Source organism: Gloeotrichia echinulata CP02, assembly GCA_038087035.1.
Lineage (GTDB): Bacteria > Cyanobacteriota > Cyanobacteriia > Cyanobacteriales > Nostocaceae > Gloeotrichia > Gloeotrichia echinulata.
This window is the reverse complement of the sequence record CP051187.1, coordinates 2,095,877-2,116,682: the sequence shown is the minus strand read 5'-3', so window position 1 is coordinate 2,116,682 and position 20,806 is coordinate 2,095,877. Positions and strand designations below refer to the sequence as shown.

Here is a 20,806-nt window from a genome sequence, read left to right as displayed (position 1 = left end):
AAATACTACGATATTCAAGCATTTGATGATGAGGCTAGAAAGTTATGGTGATGGTTCCCGTTACTACTCCCAAAATTCTGATTGTAGATGATGACTTCGGTGTCCGAAATCTGATATATCGCTTTTTAAGTCGAAAATATCAGATAGAGTCTGCACCCGATGGTAAGACAGCCCTATCGTTGTTTGCTCAATTCAATCCAGAGTTAGTAATTCTCGATTGGAATTTACCAGATGCAAATGGCTACGAACTGTGCCAGGAAATGCAAAGTCGGACTAATGTATTAGTGATGATACTGACTAGTCGCACTGAAGAAACTGATAAAATCAGAATCATAGCCGCCGGCGCCGATGACTTTATGACTAAACCATTTAGTCTAGCGGAAGTAGAAGTGCGAGTACAAGCCCTGTTGCGGCGTATTCGCAGTATCAACCCCTCACCAGCACAACGCCTCGTCTTCCAACAGCTAGCCATCAATCCAGAGGGTCGGGAAGTGACACTGAACAATCAGCCTCTGAATTTAACTGCATTAGAGTTTAATATTTTACACTTTTTAGCCAGCCATCCTGGCCAAGCTTGGAGTCGCCCACAATTAATTCAAAAAATTTGGGGTTGCGACTATGTAGGTGATGGGCGCGTAGTTGACGTACACATCGGTCAGCTTCGCAAAAAGCTAGAAATCGATACTAGTGTACCAGAGTATATTAAAACTGTTCGCGGCTTTGGTTATAAGTTTGAGCCACCCAACCAAAGTAAAGCTTGAACTGGCGACAAATTGGTAAGTTGGAACCCCTGGGATAAATCCGTGGGGTGCGATTCGTTCACCTATGCTACGTAATAAATTTCTGGCGTTCGTTTTATTGACGGTGGTGGTAGAAAATATCACCTCCGATTCACCAACTCAATCGCCAACTTGATCGCTGCTTTCATACTTGTAGCATCAGCAATTCCCTGACCCGCAATATCAAAAGCTGTCCCATGATCTGGTGAAGTTCTCACAAACGGAAGACCAATAGAAGTATTAACCGCACGGTCAAACGCCATCAACTTCACAGGAATTAAACCTTGGTCGTGGTAAAGTGCTAAATAAGCATCAGCAGGATTTTTGCTCTGAGCATTTCCATACCAAGCCATGCCTGGTTTAACCCACATTGTATCTGGCGGAATTGGCCCATCTAACTGTAATTGTGGGCGATTTTGACGCTCTTGCTCTAACCAAGGAATTAACCAATCAATTTCTTCTGTTCCCAGTTGTCCTTGTTCCCCACTGTGGGGATTTAAACCCGCGATCGCAATTCTCCCATTCTCAATCCCAAAATCTTTCTCTAAACACTCCACCAATAAATCTAGTTTCTTGGTCAGCAACTCTGGTGTCAGCGTATCAGCTACTTGACATAAAGGAATATGTGTCGTAGCAAGTATTGTCCGCAATGTCCAACCAGTATAGGGCGATCGCGCTACAAATAACATCCCAAAGCGATCAACACCAGAATTTTCAGCCAAAAGTTCCGTTTGCCCTGGATAATTGTATCCTGCGGCTTTCCAAGCTGATTTAGCAATTGGACCTGTGACAATACCATCAAATTTACCAGCCAGTGTCTGGGCGATCGCATCTTCGATATAAGCAAAACTGGCCGCACCACTCGCCGCATTACCAATCCCTGTGATAATTTCATCTTGAATCTTCCCCTTCAACGCCACATCAATCACACACAACTCGGCTGGATTTGCTAAAGGTGCTAGATTCCCCAGTTTGTGATAACTCTCTACCAGCAAATCTAAATTTCCTACCACCGTCAGGTCACAGATCTTACCAACTTCTGGATCTGCTAACGCCTTTAAAATCACCTCTGGCCCTATCCCCGCAGGATCTCCCATTGTCAACGCCAAACGTGGGCGATTTATCTGATTTATCTGATACATATACTTTGTCGTTTGTCAATTATCAGTTGTCCGTTGTCTCCCCATCCCCCATCTCCAGCACTAGGATTCGCCACCAAACTAGTTTAACGAAATCACGGAAGTCCCCACCTTCAACGAAGTAAGGTGGGGATGCACAGTGGACGATGACGAAAACATCTTGAGCCGACATCAACCGCCTGGTTGATTAGAGATCGGGATGGTTGAGGAATCGTCAATGTTTGTGAGACAATATTGATGGTTGTTGACCCACCCGAATGACTAAGAGGCCACCCTTGGGGTATAAAGTATGTACTCGGCAGAGATCGGGGAAGCTGAAAACCTAGCTGGTTGACCATTGTCGTAAATCCAAGGCGAGTAAGACGAAAAGTAATCAAACTGTCTGCGGAAGGCGGATAGCTGCGCGGGTTCTCTCTTGAGAAGATAAAGGTAGAAATACCAGAGACGCTGTGTAAGACTTAGACCGGATTTGGTTCCGGGTACTCAGTAATGAGTACGCCCAACAGAGCAACGGCGAACGAGACGCGAAACGATGATGGTTGTTTCTTTTGAAGCTCCGGCTTCAGCGAAGCAAGCCGGAGTACTTCACCAGTCGAAAGTGTCAAATTAACTCTTTGCTAAGGAGAATTACACCAATGGGTGGCGAAATTTTCAATGCGGCTCTATTGTCCTTCGGTTTAATCTTCGTGGGTTGGGGTCTAGGCGCGTTGTTACTGAAAATTCAGGGCGCAGAAGCAGAAGAATAATCTTTCTGTTGAGCAGTAACTCCCAACGCCCAACGCCCAACGCCCAACTCCTGTACGGGCGGGTTGATTTTGAACAAAAATGTTGAGCGCAGTCCCTACCTATAACGAAGTTTAGGTAGGGTTAGCGCAACCCAGGGTAAGTGGTACAATACAGTTGGTACGGTAAAAGGCAAAACCTGGAGACACGACCATTTTTATATTAGTAATTATTAGTTTTGTTCCTAATATTACTAACATTTTTACTAGAGTGTATGCGCGGAGCGCAGGCTTCGCCAACGTAGGCAAAAGTTCCAACGACACACTGAGAACGCCAGTTTTTCTGGTAACGCTATTTTTAGCGCAAAGTTTCCCCAACTATATTGCCTTTATTGTTGGGGTGCGTTCAATATAGTCTACCAACAGATTTACTCATAGGAATACGCGGGATGCGGGAAACTCAGCGTCTTCAGACCGCTCGTGGTCAGCGGCACGAGCGACTTCAGTCGCAGTGGTATTTGTGTTAAAATTAGATCGTGAGTAAGAACAAAAAACATCTACGTGTTGAAGCATCCTAGTATCGGAGAAATCCCGGCTCCTATGAAACAACGGTTAGGTTTAAGTCCTGGCGCAGTATGACAGGAAAGAGCAAATAAAGGCTTGTTGCGGAGCGTACCGCGTCTTGGCTTAGTGATGGATTCACCAAAGCATTGGAAAAAATAAAAGTAGCTAGAAACCTAAGCTTGACTTAGAGTGACTAGGTAGACGGCGTTTGACGGTCGTAGCGAGAGTTTTACTCTGTTTGTAGAATCTCAGTGTCTTTAGACCTGAGAGTGTCAATAACCCGCCCCTACCCAATACTGCGTAGGATTTACAGGGGAGGCAGGGGAGGCAGGGGAGGCAAAACTCTTCCCCTGCTTCCCCTGCCTCCCCCTGCTCCAAGAGCTTGCCTCAACCAAGAAATTCCAAAACCTACGCAGTATTGCGCCCCTACCCACTCCTCACTCACCCCGACAATAGCATTTTCACCAATTGCTCTTTAAATCAAGGCTTTTTTATAAAAAATAATGTAAACTTTTGTTTACTAGGCTATTCTGATAAGATTGCTTTCATATAACTTTAAAATTTGTTACAACCCTCATGACACTATTAATAGTCGGTGCTACAGGCACATTAGGAAGACAAGTGGCTCGTCGTGCTATCGATGAGGGGTATAAGGTACGCTGTCTTGTCCGGAGTACCAAAAAAGCTGCTTTTCTGAAAGAATGGGGTGCCGAACTGGTATCGGGAGATTTGAGTTACCCCCAAACCCTAACCGGCGCATTGGAAGGTATAACCGCAGTCATTGATGCAGCCACATCTCGTGCCACAGATTCACTGAGTATTAAACAGGTGGACTGGGATGGTAAAGTAGCATTGATTCAAGCCGCTAAGGCTGCGGGTGTAGAGCGTTTTATCTTCTTTTCGATTTTGGATGCAGATAAGTACCCAGAAGTACCGCTAATGGAAATTAAGCGATGTACAGAAATTTTTCTGGCTGAGTCTGGGATCAATTACACCATTTTACGGTTAGCTGGCTTTATGCAAGGCTTAATCGGTCAATATGGGATTCCAATTTTGGAAAACCAGCCAGTTTGGGTAACAGGTGAATCTTCTCCAGTCGCCTACATGGATACTCAAGACATTGCTAAATTTGCGATCCGCGCATTGAGTGTCCCAGAAACCGAAAAACAGGCTTTCCCCGTAGTGGGTACTCGTGCTTGGAGTGCAGAGGAAATTATTAACCTATGTGAACGCTTATCTGGAAAAGACGCCAGAGTAACGCGAATGCCGATAAATTTACTACGTACCGTCCGTAGCTGCCTGCGGTTCTTTCAGTGGGGATGGAACGTAGCAGATCGACTAACATTTACAGAAGTCTTAGCCAGTGGTAGACCCTTAAACGCCTCAATGACTGAGGTATATCAATTATTTGGGTTAGACCAACAACAAACCACCACCCTAGAAAGCTACCTGCAAGAATACTTCAGCCGAATTATGAAAAAACTCAAAGAGTTAGACTACGAGAAAAATAAAACCAAAAAGCAAAAAAACAAAAAAACTCCGTTTAAACAGTCTTCAAAAGTCAATAGTCAATAGTCAAGGGTCAACCGATTTTGGATTTTGGATACTTCTCTGCGTTCGCGTAGCGTGTCGCAGACAGAGGCTACGCCAACGACTTCCCTGCGGGACGCTGCGCGAACGCTCAGTACAAGTTTTGGATACTTCGACTTCGCTCAGTACAAGTTTTGGATTGACCCCGACCACAAGGGTACCTTGCTCAAGGATTTTGGATTTTGGATTTGTTAGGCACACCCTTCTGGTACCCTTCTGGTGCGGACGCTATGCGTAGCTTGCTTCCACATAGTGGAACGCTAACGCTGCGCTATCGCTATGGGTCTTGCTCGTACGCCAAAAAATCTAAAATCCAAAATCTAAAATCTAAAATTCGCAGGGTCAAGGGTCAAGGGACTGTGGATTTTCGACTTTTGACTCTAAAACTTATGATTACATTGTCAAAAATGTGTAAGGATTAGCATAATACAGAGCGTCGCCTAAAGTTTGGATATTTGAATGTGCCGAAAGCAGGCATTATCTACAATGACATTAAACCGATAGCGAGTCGTGTCGCTGTCGAACTGAAAGACGAGCTAACCGCTGCCGGTTGGCATGTGTCTATGACAACAAGTGTTGGTGGAATACTTGGCTACTCTGATCCTGATAGTCCTGTATGTCACACCCCTATTGAAGCTCTGACGCCCCCTGGTTTTGACTCAGAAATGGAATTCGCGGTCGTATTAGGCGGGGATGGCACTGTTTTGGCTGCTTCTCGTCAGGTCGCCTCCTGCGGTATCCCACTTTTAACCGTGAATACAGGACACATGGGGTTTTTGACAGAGGTTTACCTCAACCAATTACCCCAAGCCATCGAACAGGTAAAGACGGGTCAGTATGAAATTGAAGAGCGAGCAATGCTCAATGTCAAAGTGCTGCGCGGAGAGTCAGTGCTTTGGGAAGCCCTATGCTTGAATGAAATGGTGCTGCATCGAGAACCATTGACTTCAATGTGCCATTTTGAAATTGCTGTCGGGCGTCATGCGCCAGTTGACATAGCCGCAGATGGTGTGATTGTTTCAACACCAACTGGTTCTACAGCATATTCCTTGAGCGCAGGTGGTCCAGTTGTTACCCCTGGCGTACCCGTATTACAGCTAGTGCCCATTTGTCCCCATTCCCTAGCTTCCAGAGCATTAGTGTTTCCCGATACAGAACCAGTAAACATCTATCCAGTCAATATTCCTCGGCTGGTGATGGTGGTAGACGGTAATGGGGGATGCTATATTCTCTCAGAGGATCGGGTACATTTAGAGCGAGCGCAATATAACGCTCGATTCATTCGCCTACAACGTCCAGAATTTTTCCGTATTTTGCGAGAAAAATTGGGTTGGGGTCTACCACATATTGCCAAACCCACTTCGGTAGAATTACCTTAGTCGGTTAAAAGTTAGGAGTTAGCTAAAACAGCAGAAGCCCCACACTCACTTTTAGGAGTGTGGGATGAATGCGCGGGAATGGAGAGAGATAGTAATTAATGTTTTTTGGCGTAGCCAGAACAATTAATTACTATGTCGAACCATGACCCATATTGATTATATTTCTTAAGGCTAATGCTGCAATTAATGGTATTATAAATAAGTACAGACAAAGCCGAAAATGCTGGTTGTACACTGAACCTAGACAATCTAGAATATGGGGTTCCATTCAAGAATAGACATTTTGTGTATGCTCCGTGAATGGGTAAAATTCTAGCGGTACTAAGGTAGAACATACTTTTTGGTACTTGTACCCCTATGGGGAAGCAAGCTACAAAGTCTGCGGAGGGGCATCTCGTGGACTCAAAAGTGAGCTTCAGTTAATGTCCGACGGAATACCGGGAGTCGCTGAGAAGCCTACACTGTACTGCTTGCAGTCAGTGTGGGAGTATGTCACGAGTTCTCATTTCCCCAATCCCCAATCCCCAATCCCCAATCCCCAATTCTTTTCCTTCCAGAATTGCTGGTGTCGGAATGGTATTTGGAATAGATGATTAAAATTGCGATAAGTCGATACTTTATGCCTGAACGTGCTAAAACATCCAAAGGCAGGATCTCATCATTTATCAGTGAACAGTTATAAAGTAATTGTCTACTGATGACTAATCACGGCTTCTCTATCATCAAAAATTCGTAAATTATATCTCTAAAGCATGTACAGACGGACTCTGGAACGTCTGTACAATCCAAAATCCTCAACCCAAGCTTTCTTTATATGGTAGTTGCTCACAGGGACTGTGTTTTGGTGGTTGAAACTGATGAGACTCTAGCAAATCAGCTTTCTTTCGATTTGCTTGAAGCCGGCTATGACTCTATTTGGGCTACTGATGCGGCCAGTGGTTTGCAACATTGTCGCGATCGCCAGCCTGCTTTAATTGTTTTAGATCGAATGCTAGCGGGAGAATCAGGACTTTCTTTGTGCAAAAATCTCCGAAGTTCTGGTATGCGATCGCCTGTGCTGGTCTTAATGGCGCGGGATACCGTTGATGATCGTGTCGCTTGTTTAGAAGCTGGCGCTGATGATTACATCCTCAAACCCTACCGCTCAGAAGACTTTTTGAAGTTGATTCGTCTCTACTTAAAACCTGATGTCGATACTACAGAGCAGTTACGCTTTGGTGATCTAGTCTTAGACATCAGTACCCGTCGCGCTATCCATAATGGACGGGTGATTGATTTGACCATGAAGGAATTTGAACTTTTAAAGTTTTTAATGGAACATCCTCGTGAGGTGTTAACCCGCGAACAAATTTTGGAAAATGTCTGGGGTTACGACTTTATGGGAGAGTCGAATGTAATTGAAGTGTATATTCGCTATTTGCGGCTGAAAATCGAAGATGAAGGTCAAAAGCGCCTCATTCAAACGGTGCGCGGCGTCGGGTACGTGTTAAGAGAATCTTAAGCTGCTACCCCCAATAGGGGGGAACACCCGTTGTATCGGCTATGTCAGGAAGATTGTGGTTCCGGGCGCAAGGCCTTGCGCCCCTACAAATCATTCAACAACAGTGACATCTCCTACACTTCCGCAAGCGGTAAGTGTAGGCTTCCAACAGCCCGATGAAGGGTATGAAGGATTTCCTCCGTGGTACTATCGTCCATAGTTCCAACTATGTCCAGTTTCCCACTACGGCTTTTTATACTGGGGAAAATGCCCAACCCCAGTCTTTTCAAGTTGACTGCTGCATTAATGTCGCGGTCAACCATCAAAGTATTTTGCTCATCCCAATATTCTCTGATACTGCAATCAGTAAAAATAATTTCATTGCGGTAGCTGAGAATCATTGAACTATATTGTGGCTTCTGTGAAACTGCTACAGCACCAGCTTTTTCGGCTATGCACTCCAGAATTTCAAAGAATTGTCCAAAAGCACCATCAGCCCATGACTTATTCAGTCCTGACTTAGCAGACTGTCCATTGGGAAGATAACTTCCATTCTCATCCTGTTTGGTTTTATTGCGTCGGGTTAACCCTTTGAGGTTTAAGTCTTCGTAGAAGAAAAATTTCTTTCCAGTTCTGACAAGTTTATGAGCCGTTTTGTACTGGAAATCTTTACGACTTCTAGCAATTTTTTGATGCTGTTTGGCTTCACGTTTTGCCAATTTACGCCGAGATTTAGCTCCTCTCTTGCGTTGGTTTCTCTTAATAGAAATACGAGCTAGCTTGGCTTGATTCTTACGTAATGGCTTTAAAGATGGGAGTTTTTCACCTTCTGAAGTTGCAAGATAGTCATCGCCTTGCAAAACAGCATCAATCCCCATTGAGTTGTCCCAATTAGGGATAAATTTGGTCGTTTGATTCGGTACAGATACCAATTCTAATATCATCTGGATATACCAGCTATCAGCCTTTTTAGTAAGGCTAATTTGTTTAAGGGTAAATCCGTCAGGTATGGGTCGGTGCATCAGAACCTTAAGCATCCCCAATTTGGGCAAGCGAATATATAGCCAGTTTTTGCGTTTTCACCTGATCCATTCATTATTAGCCGTTGCCAACGTCATGGTTTTAAAACTTGCCTCAGTTTTGAAGCGTGGTTTTCCAGAACGTTTACCGTTAGAATCCCCAATCAGGAAACGCTCGAAAGCTTTATCAACTCGCTGGCAAACATCTTGTAGAACGGTTGAATCTACGCTTTTGAAGTCAAGTAACTCGCCCGACCATTGCACAATGCTCAAGTCTTTTTTGATGGCTGGTAACTGGAGCTTCTGACTGTAATAGTTAGGTCGGTCTAGTAGCTCAGGGAGTTTAGTTACAAAGATTGGACAACTATTTACGGCATGGCGGTTGTTTTCCCACCAAGAGAAGCGTTCACCCAATTGGCGGTTATACCAGTACCGACAAATTCTCAACCATTCGTTAAGAATTAGTTTCTGACTTGATTTCGACTCTAGTCGGTACTGGTAGGTTACTTTCATCCTATTAGCTGAATGGCTATTATGATTCAAGGCTACACCAATAATACCATAATGTTCTTTATTTTTGATGAAAAATGATTTTGACTTCAATTGGTCGGTCAGTGAGTGATTTAAAGGCTCACTTAGTTTTGACGACAAAGTATAGACGCAAGGCCTTTACTCTAGAAATGTTAAAACGACTGGAGGATATTTTAGTTGACTTGCTCCAAAAGTGGGATTGCAAGTTAGTAGAATTCAACGGAGAAGAGGATCATGTCCACCTACTATTTCAGTACCACCCAGATTTACAGCTTAGTAAATTGGTAAATAACGTCAAATCAGTAACTTCGCGCAAATTACGTCAAGAATATGCAGAACATCTAGAAAAGTTCTTCTGGAAAGATGTCTTTTGGAACGGATCTTATTTTGTAGCCAGTTGCGGTGGAGTAACAATTTCAAAGCTTAAAGAATATATTGAGAATCAAAATAGTCCAGAATGAATATGGGTCATGGCTCGACATAGTAATTAATTGTTTTGGCTACGCCAAAAAGCATTAATCACTATCTCTCCCCACTCCCGCGCATTCATCTCACACCCATTCGAGTGGGTGTGAGGCTTCTGCTGATCTAGCTAAAAACCCTGATTTTTACTTAGCGTTAGGGAGTAGACCTACCATCCTACCATTTGCAACTCGGTATCAGCAAAGAGGTGGGATTTTTAATTTACCTGGATTTTTATAGTATACTGTGACACAGTTAATGTATGAGTCAAAAAAGGAACAACTACAACATGTGGGCTTTGTCGCCGTTGAACTTTTGCTAAAATCGAAATCTAAATTACAAAATTGATAATTGAATATGCTTCGTGAATTAAGCTTTTTTGCCATATTGTTGAGTTTTTTGCTGATGGGGTGTTCCCCACCAACCACAGCCAATCCTCCCACCACCACCTCAGACTCTCCTACTCAAGCGCCAGTCCCTGTAAGTCAAACACTACCCATTTCCGCTAAAGCCATTTTTCCCAATAACGCAGTCATTCAGTTGGAAGTAGCAAAGACGCCACAACAGCAGGAGATTGGACTGATGAATCGGACATCTTTGGCGGATGACCGGGGGATGCTATTTAAGTTCCCGAACGCCCGTCCAGTCAGCTTCTGGATGAAAAATACACTCATCCCACTAGATATTATCTTTATCCAGAAAGGAGTTGTGAAGTACATTCACGCTGCTACCCCTCCCTGTGTTAGTGAGCCTTGTCCCACCTATGGACCTAATAAATTAATTGATACAGTGCTGGAACTGCGGTCTGGACGCTCTGCGGAATTAGGTTTGAAGGTAGGCGATCAGGTTAAAATACAATTTCTCTAGTCCGCAGCTTCCCGGAGAAAATGTTTGGAAATGTTTATTTTTTAAGCCTCTGGAAAATATTACAAAATAATTTTTAGTAAAAAATGTATCTAGTGGTATGCTAAGATATCGAATTATTAAGCTACTATTGAATCTCTTGCCAATTAAGGGAAGCTTTTCTTTTTCCAGAGTGGAATCAGAGTTTTAAACTTTGGCGGCGAAAAATCTTCCTTTTGGCGTACGTGTAAATAGTCGCAAATAAGGGACTATAAGCTATGGAATCTTTGTTACTACATGTGTAATTAAATAAAACACTGCTGTAAAAAGAAAAAGGTTAACCTACCCAACCCTTACAGGTTGGCGATTGCAAGAGCTATTTTTTGCAATGTCAGTGTTGAATAGCCCATTGAAACCGAAAACAACCAATTAAGTCTAGGAAAGTGCTACTTGAGAATTAACTCGACAAGTATCACTCAACTGGAAATTTTTTAGCAACTCTTGGAGATCAATCTCTGCGAGCAAAATCCGATAAGCTGTGCTTTGCTGTTCAAACAGTAATACCACAGTGACAGATAAAATACTGGCTACTGGGTACGGAGAAATGGCAACCGAATATATGACAATACACACTGGCCTAGGAGGTGAGATCCAAATGGCACCATCAACATATTCTAGACTGATTCATTTTTTACAGGAAGATTTGGCAATTTCTACCGCTTCGTTGGCTGTAGCGCTGCGACATCGAGAGCAAGATCCAGGGCCTTTACCCATGATTCTTTGGCAATACGGTTTGATTAATCTCGAACAGTTAGAACAAATTTATGATTGGCTAGAGACGGCATAGGTATTGTAAAACTTGACCTAAAATCTAGTAGTGCTACGTAAAATTCAAAATTCAAAATTCAAAATCTTTCCCTAGAACGAAATCAAGGGTGAAAATTCAGAATGATTACACCGTCAGCGTTTCCCGGATTTGGAATGGTTTATCTTGGCTTTAAATGTAGTAACTAAGTATTTAAGTTAAAAATATTCAAACAGCAACAAATAAATTGTTCGTAGTTGCGCTTTAGCGCAGCTTTCCCGTAGGGTAGCGCAACTACTAACAAATCAATTGACCAAGCAAAGTTGGTGTGGGTGTCCTAACTGCTAACTGCTAACTCACAACTGACTCAACACTTTAGCTACAGCAGCCACACCAGCGCCTGGGGTGAAGTTTTTGTAACCGAGTTCAGACAGAACTACCTCTAAGGATGCTATACAGCTAAGAATATCGCGATCGCTCACAAAGCCCAAGTGACCAATCCGGAAAATTTTGTTTTTCAGATGGTCTTGACCGCCTGCGAGGTCAATATCAAAGCGCTTGTTCATCAATGACCGAATTTTATCTGATTCAATCCCTTCTGGGGCTACAGATGTAATTGCCGGACTGGCATAATTATCATCCGCAAACAATGGTAAATTCAAGGCTTTAATTGCAGCGCGGGTAGAATTCTTCAACCTTTGGTGTCTACCAAATATTGATTCTAAACCCTCATCTTTCATTATTCTTAACGTGGTGTGCAAGGCCACGATTAAGTTCACAGGCGGAGTGAAGGGGGTAGTATTTTTCGCTACCGATTTGCGATACTGCCCTAAATCCAGATAATACTTCGGTAATTTGGCAGTTTTGTAAGCTTCCCAAGCTTTGGGGCTGACAGAAACAAATCCCAATCCTGGTGGGATCATATAACCTTTTTGCGAACCAGAGGCGACTACATCCAAACCCCAAGCATCTACTGGTAAATTGAACGCGCCTAAACTAGTTACCGCATCAACAATAATTAGGGCTTCACCGTGGGCTTTGACGTGGCGATTGATGGCTTCCAAGTCATTCAATACACCAGTTGAGGTTTCGCTGTGGGTGATGACGACAGCTTTGATTTGCTTTTGGGTATCCGCTGCTAGTTTTTCGCCAAATAGCGCCGGATCTAGGGGTTTTCCCCATTCAGCAGTCACAGCTTCGACATTTAAACCATAGGCTTGACCAACTTCTACCCAGCGTTCGCCAAATTTACCATTGGAACCAACCAAAATGCGATCGCCTGGAGACAGAAAATTAATGATTCCCGCTTCCACCGCACCAGTACCGCTAACATTTAGCGTCAACACATCACTTTGAGTTTGGTGCAGCCATTTGAGGTTTTCTGTCACCTCAGCCAAGATTTTGCTAAATTGATTAGTTCTGTGTCCAATTGGGTGCTTGGCTAATGCCAGTAAAGCAGCTTCTGGCACCGGCGTTGGGCCAGGAATCATTAGCATCAGCTTATCGTCCATATGTTTGTCCTAAATTCAAATAAAATTCAACTAAACCCGCAAGGAGTCCCACACCGTAATCTATGATTCGGTGTCGGGAGGAATTGTGGGTTTGATTTGTTGCGTCCTGCGACCAATTCTTACCGTAGGTAAGAGAGGAAGGAGGACAGCGACAAATCAAACAATCTCTTCGACTGCAACGCATAATCTCGTACTCCGCTTAATTAATTGCACTTTTGATGGGCTGAATTGCCCCAACCTGTGCCAATTGTGGTCATACACAGAAACTTTTTTAGTTTTTGCAGTCTGCGTATAGCCACCAATCCAGCCAATATAAAATTTACCCGCCTTTTCAGCTTTCACCAAGTCACCAGAACGTAATCCGAATGGCGTAATTGTTCCACCTTTGCGCTTTCTGTTGCTATGAATATCTTTAACTGGGTTTTCAAAATGAAGTTGACGACGAAATAACTTTGGTCTTGAAATTATCCGAAACGATGCTGGCGTAATTGTTACCTCCCCCACCCAGCGATGTCCCCGACTATTGGCAGTGTGAAACTTCTCAAACCGCATAAAGTTACTAGATGCCAACGCAATCCCATCATGGGCATGGGTTTCTGGAGTTTGTTTTGACTTATCTTTCTTGTCTTTGGATAACCCTAATTGCTGTCTGAGTATTGAAGTCTGCCATCCCTCTTGTATGTTGGTTGGCGCGACTTCAGATAGCCATTGCAGCATCACTTTTTGACCTACCATCACTGGACTAAAACCCTTGTCGCCTTTCGCTTTGATGTATTCATAAGTGATTTGAGTTACGGGGAATAATTTTACTAATTCTTTGGTAACTCGTAATTCCAATTCCTTGTTAGCACGAATACTGGGAGGTAATTTATTCTGTTTGCGGTTGTTAAACCTTTTTTGACGATGGGCACGTTGTTTAAATGAAACCTTTCGGTTAATCCTTCTGCCACGTCTAGCGCGTCTTAATAATCGTCTACCATCCATCTTTTTGGTGACATCTGAAAATGGTAAAACGAGATGCGCCATAAACAAGGTAAATTTGGATGTTTGTATTCCTATGCCAGTAAATTTCTTGCCAGGGTCTAAACCTAAAGCTATAGGCTGTTGATTATAACCAGACGCTTCTGCTAATAGCTGAACGCCAAAAACATTTAGGTCATTATGAATAACCTTTGCCTTCCCCTCCTTTAGCCAACGTCTAGCTCTACTGGCTTTTGTTGGCATCATGGGTTTACCGTTTTTATCTAACACTGTCACACGAATCATGGAGATAATCCTCTCGTGTAAGTTGTAAGTCCCTTAGCCCACTATTACCAAAATGTCCTTTCTGCAAGCACTACTAATCAGGTAGTTTGTAGTTATTCCGAGTTAGGGAAACGCTCGGAGGTACGTATCAGGTAAGAGCTACTGGGCTAGTCATCTTTTGCTTTGAAAGCTGATTCTTTCAAGCCCACACTGTACTGTATTCAGTCAGTGTGGGTAGTTGACATTTCTGATCCAGTTTCTCTAAGTTATCTACAATCTCACAAATTCGGATACAGCCACAATAAATTATCAAAATTTATCTTATAAGGGAGCTTGTCAAGAGTCAAAAGTCCAAAAACCAAGACCCTTGACCCTTGACCCTTGACCAACATGACAGAAGGAAGATATATGTGCCCGCAGAGTAGGTCTTGTAAAAATTAATTTGTTCTCAATGGTTAAACAGATGGTATAAATATTACCTATTTTAGGAGTAGGGTTATCTGTAGAATAAGACAATCAAAGCAACTTTACCCAGTTAGGTTTAGTTGCCTATTGTCTCTTTTGGTGCTGACGGTTGAGGAATATACCTACATAAGAATGGTAGACAAGCCAAAACTGGAGTGTCGAAGTTGAGATATCAGGTGGAATGGTCTGAATCAATCGGGGGTGACAACCTTTTCCGCACGATGATGGTTGATTGACCAACGGTGATCAACAGCCATAGAGGAAAACTGACAAATTTCTTCTAACTGCTTTTGCTGGACAGCAGCTTTACGGAGAGTAATAATTAGCTGATTCACCTGATGCCGTAAATCCGGGTTTTTATTTACTGCTGACATGGTTTGTCTTTCTAAGAGTTGCAGTATCAGTTCGTAGTGGATCGGTGAAGGCAGAGGAATTTGCTCCATGAAGTTGGTATGATATTTCAATTTAGGGATTTTGATTGAGTTACAGTTGAATTGTTGCTAACTAAATTGTTACATAGACAACAAGTTATTGCAGGTAGGGTTAAAGGTGTAGGTTATGAAGATTTAGCAAAGAACTTGGCGATGCTTTGCACTGCCTATTGCCCTGCTTTTGTCAAGCCTGGGAAGACTTGCTTACAAACGCCCAGGGAATATTTGGGCGATCGCCAAGGCTGGATCTGCTTGTGTCACCAAAGACTCGCCAATCAGTACGGCGGATGCACCTGCTGTGGCTACCAAATTCAGGTGTTCTGGATGATGTAATCCTGATTCACTGACAACCAAGATGTTCCGTTCTTGCAATTGTTTACCTCTTGTCGCCAGTAGTTGACAAGTGGTTTGCAGGTCAACAGAAAAATCTTCTAAATTCCGATTGTTGATTCCTACCAAAGATACACCTTCTAAGGCTAACACACGGTCAAGTTCTTCTAGGTTGTGAACTTCGATCAAAGCTGTCATGTTGAGAGTTTTGGCAATTTTGACGAAGTATTGCAAATCTTGATCGCAGAGGATAGCCGCAATCAATAACACAGCATCTGCTCCCTGAAGACGCGCCCAGTACATTTGGTAAGGAGAGATGACAAACTCCTTACACAGTAGTGGTAAATCGACCGCAGCGCGAACCTTAGCTAAATTATCAAAGCTACCCTGAAAAAATTTGGTATCTGTAAGTACAGAAAGACAACTAGCGCCGCCTTGTTCATAAGCAAGAGCAATTTCTACTGGGTCAAAATTTTCCCGTAATACCCCTTTACTAGGAGAAGCTTTTTTGACTTCGGCAATTAACGCTGGTGTTGTCTTACCTTGTCGCAGGGCGGCAAAAAAATCACGGGTTGGCGGTGCTAAGAGTACCTGCTTCTGCAATTCTTGCAAAGGTAGTCTTTCGCGCATTTGGTCAACTTCTATTTCTTTTTGCCAGACAATTTCCTCCAAAATGTTGTTTGGCTCACCATCAGGCATAGCAACCTGATAACTAATTATAGAAACATTAACAGTTACGTTAGGTGAACGGCGACGGATTTGCATAATTTAGTCAAGGGTCAAGGGTCAAGGGTCAAGGGTCAAGGGTCAAGGGTCAAGGGTCAAGGGTCAAGGGTCAAGGGTCAAGGGTCAAGGGTCAAGGGTCAAGGGTCAAGGGTCAAGGGTCAAGGGTCAAGGGTCAAGGGTCAAGGGTCAAGGGTCAAATACTTTGGACTCTTGACTTTGGACTCTTGACTCTTGACTTTGGACTCTTGACCCTTGACTTTGGACTAAGAAGCGATCGCTCGTTTATAGGCTTCATCCAACACTTCAGAAAGTGTCGGGTGGGCGTGAACTAAATGAGCGAGAGTTTGGACTGATTGGCGGTTAGCAACCGCTGCTGAGGCTTCGTGGATCAGGTCTGAGGCGTGGAGTCCAAAAATGTGGACGCCCAAGACTTCCCCTGTGTCTTTGCGATAGACTACCTTGGCGATCCCGTCAGCTTCATTTTCTGCGAGTGCTTTGGAATTTCCTTTGAAGTAACTTCTACTTGTGGCTATTTCAAATCCTTCCGTTGCACCCAATTCCTGTGCTTGTGTTTCGGTTAAGCCCACATAGCTAACTTCTGGGTGAGTAAAGGCCGCTGCTGGGATGCTACGATAATCTATTAAGCGCTGATGCCCAACTATATTTTCTACGGCGACGATGCCTTGAGCAGAAGCGGCGTGGGCGAGCATCATTTTGCCATTCGCATCGCCAATAGCCCAGAGATGGGGTATGACTTCACCACCTGATAGCACAGCTAGGCGGTCATCGACGGGGATAAAATTCCTGCGGTCAAGTTCCACACCGACAGATTCCAAGCCAAGATTTTTTGTGGCGGGGATACGTCCGGTGGCGACTAGACAAGCATCGACCTCAATCACCTCTACATCTTCTTTGGTTTTAAAATCTGCTAACTCAATGACCACTGGTGAACCAGGGATGATTTTTTTGGCGTATATCCCCACTTTGGTTTCAATATCGCGGGGAGTAATCAGCACCCGTTCGGCGAGTTTGGCTATATCACGGTCAAATCCTGGCATTAGCAGGTCTAGGGCTTCAATCAAGGTGATTTCACAGCCCAAGGCTGAGTAAATATCCGAAAATTCCAAGCCGATGTAACCACTGCCAATAATTGCCACCCAGTTTGGTAGCGATTCTAACTTTACACCTTGGTCACTAGTAAATACGGTTTTGCCGTCTACTTCAATGCCTGGAGGTACGAAAGGCACTGAACCGGGGGAGAGAATAATATCTTTAGCTGTGATTGTTTTTTCACTACCATCAGCAGTTACACTGACCTTTTGCGTACCAGCTAGTTTTCCCCAACCCCTGATAATATCGACTCCCAGACGTTTGAGGCTATTGGTTAAGTCGCCTTGAATTTTCGAGACAAGATTGTGTGCATGATTGGCGATCGCCTGACGATCAAATTCTACGCTACCAACTTGAATTCCTAGCGACTTGAGGTGGTGAGCATTGCGTAACTCTCGCACACGTCCAGAAGCAGCCAACAGCGCTTTCGACGGTATACATCCTCGGTTAACACAAGTTCCCCCCATGTCAGCCGCTTCGATAATCGCTGTTTTCAGACCACAACTGACTGCGTGTAGGGCTGCACCATGTCCGCCTACACCAGCGCCTATAATCACTAAATCGTAATCAAATCCCTGACTCACGTTAGTTTCCCCGTGTGCTTCGCCTATTTATTCTCAACTTGACCAGCAACTACTCCAACCCCGTTGAGGTTTGACTATTGCTATATCAAATTATGATTTAAGCTAGCAGGCGAAGAGACTGAATTTCTTCAGTATTATAGTAAATTTTAGCTACTTAATCTTAAGTTATACTAAAAATCGTCAATTGACATTCCCTTTGATATCAAATCGAATACCTCGGCTTCTCTTGGTGATAATTCATAATACTCCTCACTCATCTTTGTGCCTGCCCAATTCCCTGAATAACAACCGCGCCGCGTGCGCCGCCACTTTCATCCTCACCAGTTTAACCGGACGCCCGGCTGCTTTTTCGCGATCCAATATCTCCCCCAACTGCTCACCGATATGATTATTAAGTCGCGATGCCTGCGGCGGGCTTCGCCATCGCGCCGGCTCAATTCTCGTAAAAACCCACTGCCAAAAAGCCTTGCGACAAAGGTCACTCCCCCCGACCACCTTAGATTTATGCTTGTCACCCGATGACTCTAGGGATGGCGCCAAGCCTAACGCCTTTTGAAATCGCCTGAGTGACAAATGGCGCTAGACATATCAGCAGCTGATGATGCGGTGGGTAAAGATGGTAAGTGGCGCCTTGGTTTGTCACCGAATTTTAGATTTTAGATTTTAAATAATGGAATTGAAGATTCAAAATTTAAAATCTAAACTGGTCCCAAGCCCCCGAATTTATTCGCTTAATAAATCTAAAATCCAAAACTTGTACTGAGCGTTCGCGCAGCGTCCCGCAGGGAAGTCGTTGGCGTAGCCTCTCGTAGAGAAGTATCAAAAAATTTTAATTGTTCGCGCAGCGTCCCGTAGGGAAGCCCCTGCATTCATAAGCCACTGCGGTGGACGGGTTTCCCGGCTTAAAGCAAGTGGCGTGCATGGGGTCAATCTAAAATCCAAAACTTGTACTGAGCGAAGTCGAAGTATCCAAAATCCAAAATTGATTCACGGGGTGACGATTAAGCTTTGATTGTGCCCGCTGGGGATTCAATTTAGATGAACTACGGTTTTGTATTTGCATCCAAGAGCAATGGAAATGCATCGAAGATCACCTGGAAACAACTCTTTGCTCAAAGCCCACTTTCTTGTATAAGTGAAAGAGGCTGTTAAACGCGAATTAATTTATGACTACTACTGTAAACTCTGCTCCTGGTTTAGCTTCCCGTTTGGTAAATGGTCTACTGGCAATTAAGCCTTTAGCTAACCTAGCCAAGCATCAAGCTAGACAAATGATGATTAAACGCGCCGAAAAGATTGGTGTGTTTTGGATACAAGAAGTAAAGAAACTACAGGCTCGTGATTGGACAACCGATTTAGACAAAGTAGAAAATCCTCAGCTTTCCTACCCAGACTATTACCTTACCTCATTTCACGCCTACCAAACCGGTAATCTCAGTTGGCAAGCGGCTTTTGAGGTGGAATCTGCTGCTTATGCTGTCCACGCTAAGATTTGGCAAGGTTTCCAGGCTGAAGGTGATTCTAGACTGCGCCAAAGTTACCACGTTATCCTCAAAAACCAAATCTCTAAGCAACCACAAGATATTTTAGATTTGGGATGCAGTGTGGGTTTAAGTACCTTTGCGCTACAAGAACTTTATCCCCAAGCTAAAATGACCGGGTTAGATTTATCTCCCTACTTCTTAGCGGTTGCCAACTATCGCTCACAACAACGTCAAGCTAAAATCAATTGGGTTCATGCGGCTGCTGAATCTAGTGGGCTACCTGATGCATCTTTTGATTTAGTCTCCATTTTCCTAGTTTGCCATGAATTACCCCAGTCAGCAACTAGACAAATTTTGGCACAAGCGCGGCGGTTGTTGCGTCCGGGTGGTTATTTAGGGATTATGGATATGAATCCCAAATCGGAAAGTTACCAGAAAATGGCACCTTATATTTTGACCCTACTCAAAAGTACTGAACCATATTTAGATCAATATTTCACCTTGGATCTTGAGCAAGCGATTGTGGAGGCGGGTTTCCAAACTCCTAGCATTACTCCCAATAGTCCCCGTCATCGGACTGTAATTGCTCAAGTGCGTGGCTAATTACTCTGTAATTTTGTGGTCAATTGTACCACCCTTGGTGCTTCTTAGCTACTACTATTCTCGCGTTACAACAGCTCCATCATTATTTCGCTTGCTGTTGTTCTTCATTCTAGGAGGCATATCTGGTTACATCGCCCTCAATCTAGAATGGGCTTTTGAAACTGTAGCCAATAGCGTTGTAGATTGGCAACGGTTACAGCGATTCCTCCCTGGTATAGCCTTGAGACAACTGGTAGAAATCGGTCCAATTGAAGAAGGCTGCAAGTTGCTAGCGGTTATTGTCCCAACTTGGTATCTGCAGCGCAGGTATCAATTACGCCCTAGTACCGTTTTTCTCTTTACCATCGCCGTGGCCTTGGGATTCACCGCCCAAGAGAACTGGAATTACCTAGTTAACGGTATAGCATCAATTTTTGAGCGTAGTATCGGTACGCCAGTCCATGCTATGTTTTCTGCCCCTTGGGGGTATGCCCTAGCAATATATATCTGTGCTAACATTCGGTTACGCCAAAACCGGAAGTTGATTCCCACAGCATGGCTAAATTCTGTCTTCTGTCATGCTCTAGTGAATGTCCTATCTAGCACCTGGCGTTATTCAGTACCACTAAGTTTCCTCGGTTATGGTTTCTTTCCCTTCCTGTTGTGGATGTTTTGGCGACTGGAACAATTACTGCGAAGAGTGCAAGGCAAACCCCCAATTACCTTGATATCAGGCTACACACCCCAGCAACGTTATTGGCAAAGAGGTTTAATACTGTTTGCCCTGATACTAGGTGGAAATGCGATTTTTGGCTTATTTCTCTTATTCAAAAAACTTAGCCCCTTAAGGGGGTCGCAGCTTTTTTATCCTGATATTTTGTGGTATATACTTAGTCGATGCCTATTTAATCTAGTTTTCGCAGTTGTAGCGTGGTTGATTTATCGTTATTTGCGACGTTTAGCCAGGCGACGGTATTTTTAAGAAGAGGCAATATAAAATATAATTAATGGGAAAAATGCTAGGG

General features: G+C 43.7%; 18 protein-coding genes. 10 read left to right on the top strand and 8 right to left on the bottom strand.

Annotated features, from left to right (window positions below):
* Window positions 1-44: 44 nt before the first annotated feature.
* Complete coding sequence (locus HEQ19_09260; GenBank protein ID WYL99687.1) at window positions 45-761, top strand: response regulator transcription factor; 717 nt, start codon at window positions 45-47, stop codon at window positions 759-761.
* Between the two features lie 119 nt (window positions 762-880).
* Here HEQ19_09260 and pdxA read toward each other — a convergent pair whose 3' ends face one another.
* Window positions 881-1,921 (bottom strand): 4-hydroxythreonine-4-phosphate dehydrogenase PdxA, encoded by a 1,041-nt coding sequence (gene pdxA / locus HEQ19_09255; protein ID WYL99686.1) that lies wholly within the window; start codon window positions 1,919-1,921, stop codon window positions 881-883.
* Window positions 1,922-2,553: 632 nt separating this feature from the next.
* Here pdxA and HEQ19_09250 point away from each other — a divergent pair.
* The 4 genes from HEQ19_09250 (at window position 2,554) to HEQ19_09235 (ending at window position 7,674) form a co-directional block, all read left to right on the top strand.
* The gene (locus tag HEQ19_09250; GenBank protein WYM03328.1) at window positions 2,554-2,664 is read left to right on the top strand and encodes a PetM family cytochrome b6-f complex subunit 7; all 111 of its coding nucleotides are present in this window, start codon (window positions 2,554-2,556) and stop codon (window positions 2,662-2,664) included.
* Window positions 2,665-3,780: 1,116 nt separating this feature from the next.
* Complete coding sequence (locus HEQ19_09245) at window positions 3,781-4,779, top strand: SDR family oxidoreductase (GenBank protein WYL99685.1); 999 nt, start codon at window positions 3,781-3,783, stop codon at window positions 4,777-4,779.
* Between the two features lie 476 nt (window positions 4,780-5,255).
* Window positions 5,256-6,173: an NAD(+) kinase gene (locus HEQ19_09240; protein WYL99684.1), complete on the top strand. Its 918-nt coding sequence runs from the start codon at window positions 5,256-5,258 to the stop codon at window positions 6,171-6,173.
* 814 nt (window positions 6,174-6,987) lie between these two features.
* Complete coding sequence (locus HEQ19_09235) at window positions 6,988-7,674, top strand: response regulator transcription factor (GenBank protein ID WYL99683.1); 687 nt, start codon at window positions 6,988-6,990, stop codon at window positions 7,672-7,674.
* Between the two features lie 113 nt (window positions 7,675-7,787).
* Here the strand turns inward: HEQ19_09235 and HEQ19_30790 are convergent, their stop codons facing one another.
* Both HEQ19_30790 and HEQ19_30785 read right to left on the bottom strand, forming a co-directional pair.
* Complete coding sequence (locus HEQ19_30790) at window positions 7,788-8,675, bottom strand: transposase (GenBank protein ID WZI67151.1); 888 nt, start codon at window positions 8,673-8,675, stop codon at window positions 7,788-7,790.
* Between the two features lie 57 nt (window positions 8,676-8,732).
* Window positions 8,733-9,185 (bottom strand): helix-turn-helix domain-containing protein, encoded by a 453-nt coding sequence (locus HEQ19_30785; GenBank protein ID WZI67150.1) that lies wholly within the window; start codon window positions 9,183-9,185, stop codon window positions 8,733-8,735.
* Between the two features lie 74 nt (window positions 9,186-9,259).
* Between HEQ19_30785 and tnpA the strand changes: the two genes are divergently transcribed.
* The 3 genes from tnpA (at window position 9,260) to HEQ19_09215 (ending at window position 11,355) form a co-directional block, all read left to right on the top strand.
* Window positions 9,260-9,664, top strand: coding sequence for an IS200/IS605 family transposase (tnpA, locus tag HEQ19_09225; GenBank protein WYL99682.1), 405 nt, complete (start codon window positions 9,260-9,262; stop codon window positions 9,662-9,664).
* Window positions 9,665-10,022: 358 nt separating this feature from the next.
* Window positions 10,023-10,532 (top strand): DUF192 domain-containing protein, encoded by a 510-nt coding sequence (locus HEQ19_09220; protein WYL99681.1) that lies wholly within the window; start codon window positions 10,023-10,025, stop codon window positions 10,530-10,532.
* A 595-nt stretch (window positions 10,533-11,127) separates the two neighbouring features.
* Window positions 11,128-11,355 carry a DUF2949 domain-containing protein gene (locus HEQ19_09215; GenBank protein ID WYM03327.1) on the top strand — a complete coding sequence of 76 codons (228 nt, stop codon included), beginning with the start codon at window positions 11,128-11,130 and terminating at the stop codon, window positions 11,353-11,355.
* A 314-nt stretch (window positions 11,356-11,669) separates the two neighbouring features.
* On the opposite strand, the gene HEQ19_09210 is transcribed toward HEQ19_09215, so the two are convergent.
* From HEQ19_09210 to lpdA, 5 genes are all read right to left on the bottom strand, one after another.
* Window positions 11,670-12,824 (bottom strand): alanine--glyoxylate aminotransferase family protein, encoded by a 1,155-nt coding sequence (locus tag HEQ19_09210; GenBank protein WYL99680.1) that lies wholly within the window; start codon window positions 12,822-12,824, stop codon window positions 11,670-11,672.
* A gap of 156 nt (window positions 12,825-12,980) precedes the next feature.
* Complete coding sequence (locus tag HEQ19_09205; GenBank protein ID WYL99679.1) at window positions 12,981-14,090, bottom strand: RRXRR domain-containing protein; 1,110 nt, start codon at window positions 14,088-14,090, stop codon at window positions 12,981-12,983.
* Window positions 14,091-14,725: 635 nt separating this feature from the next.
* Window positions 14,726-14,977, bottom strand: coding sequence for a DUF5340 domain-containing protein (locus HEQ19_09200; GenBank protein ID WYL99678.1), 252 nt, complete (start codon window positions 14,975-14,977; stop codon window positions 14,726-14,728).
* Between the two features lie 192 nt (window positions 14,978-15,169).
* Complete coding sequence (trpC, locus tag HEQ19_09195) at window positions 15,170-16,060, bottom strand: indole-3-glycerol phosphate synthase TrpC (GenBank protein WYL99677.1); 891 nt, start codon at window positions 16,058-16,060, stop codon at window positions 15,170-15,172.
* Window positions 16,061-16,284: 224 nt separating this feature from the next.
* The gene (gene lpdA, locus HEQ19_09190) at window positions 16,285-17,715 is read right to left on the bottom strand and encodes a dihydrolipoyl dehydrogenase (protein ID WYL99676.1); all 1,431 of its coding nucleotides are present in this window, start codon (window positions 17,713-17,715) and stop codon (window positions 16,285-16,287) included.
* 1,166 nt (window positions 17,716-18,881) lie between these two features.
* On the opposite strand from lpdA, the gene HEQ19_09185 reads away from it, so the two are divergent.
* Both HEQ19_09185 and HEQ19_09180 read left to right on the top strand, forming a co-directional pair.
* Window positions 18,882-19,802 (top strand): class I SAM-dependent methyltransferase, encoded by a 921-nt coding sequence (locus tag HEQ19_09185; GenBank protein ID WYL99675.1) that lies wholly within the window; start codon window positions 18,882-18,884, stop codon window positions 19,800-19,802.
* Entirely contained in the window at window positions 19,795-20,763 is a 969-nt protein-coding gene (locus HEQ19_09180; GenBank protein WYL99674.1) for a PrsW family glutamic-type intramembrane protease, read from the top strand. The genes HEQ19_09185 and HEQ19_09180 overlap by 8 nt, the downstream gene beginning before the upstream one ends.
* The last annotated feature ends 43 nt before the right edge of the window (window positions 20,764-20,806 follow it).

Coding starts and splice junctions, on each gene's coding strand:
- HEQ19_09260 (WYL99687.1), top strand. CDS start 45: ATGGTGATGGTTCCCGTTACTACTCCCAAAATTCTGATTGTAGATGAT.
- pdxA (WYL99686.1), bottom strand. CDS start 1,921: ATGTATCAGATAAATCAGATAAATCGCCCACGTTTGGCGTTGACAATG.
- HEQ19_09250 (WYM03328.1), top strand. CDS start 2,554: ATGGGTGGCGAAATTTTCAATGCGGCTCTATTGTCCTTCGGTTTAATC.
- HEQ19_09245 (WYL99685.1), top strand. CDS start 3,781: ATGACACTATTAATAGTCGGTGCTACAGGCACATTAGGAAGACAAGTG.
- HEQ19_09235 (WYL99683.1), top strand. CDS start 6,988: ATGGTAGTTGCTCACAGGGACTGTGTTTTGGTGGTTGAAACTGATGAG.
- HEQ19_30790 (WZI67151.1), bottom strand. CDS start 8,675: ATGCACCGACCCATACCTGACGGATTTACCCTTAAACAAATTAGCCTT.
- HEQ19_30785 (WZI67150.1), bottom strand. CDS start 9,185: ATGAAAGTAACCTACCAGTACCGACTAGAGTCGAAATCAAGTCAGAAA.
- tnpA (WYL99682.1), top strand. CDS start 9,260: ATGATTTTGACTTCAATTGGTCGGTCAGTGAGTGATTTAAAGGCTCAC.
- HEQ19_09220 (WYL99681.1), top strand. CDS start 10,023: ATGCTTCGTGAATTAAGCTTTTTTGCCATATTGTTGAGTTTTTTGCTG.
- HEQ19_09215 (WYM03327.1), top strand. CDS start 11,128: ATGACAATACACACTGGCCTAGGAGGTGAGATCCAAATGGCACCATCA.
- HEQ19_09210 (WYL99680.1), bottom strand. CDS start 12,824: ATGGACGATAAGCTGATGCTAATGATTCCTGGCCCAACGCCGGTGCCA.
- HEQ19_09205 (WYL99679.1), bottom strand. CDS start 14,090: ATGATTCGTGTGACAGTGTTAGATAAAAACGGTAAACCCATGATGCCA.
- HEQ19_09200 (WYL99678.1), bottom strand. CDS start 14,977: ATGGAGCAAATTCCTCTGCCTTCACCGATCCACTACGAACTGATACTG.
- trpC (WYL99677.1), bottom strand. CDS start 16,060: ATGCAAATCCGTCGCCGTTCACCTAACGTAACTGTTAATGTTTCTATA.
- HEQ19_09185 (WYL99675.1), top strand. CDS start 18,882: ATGACTACTACTGTAAACTCTGCTCCTGGTTTAGCTTCCCGTTTGGTA.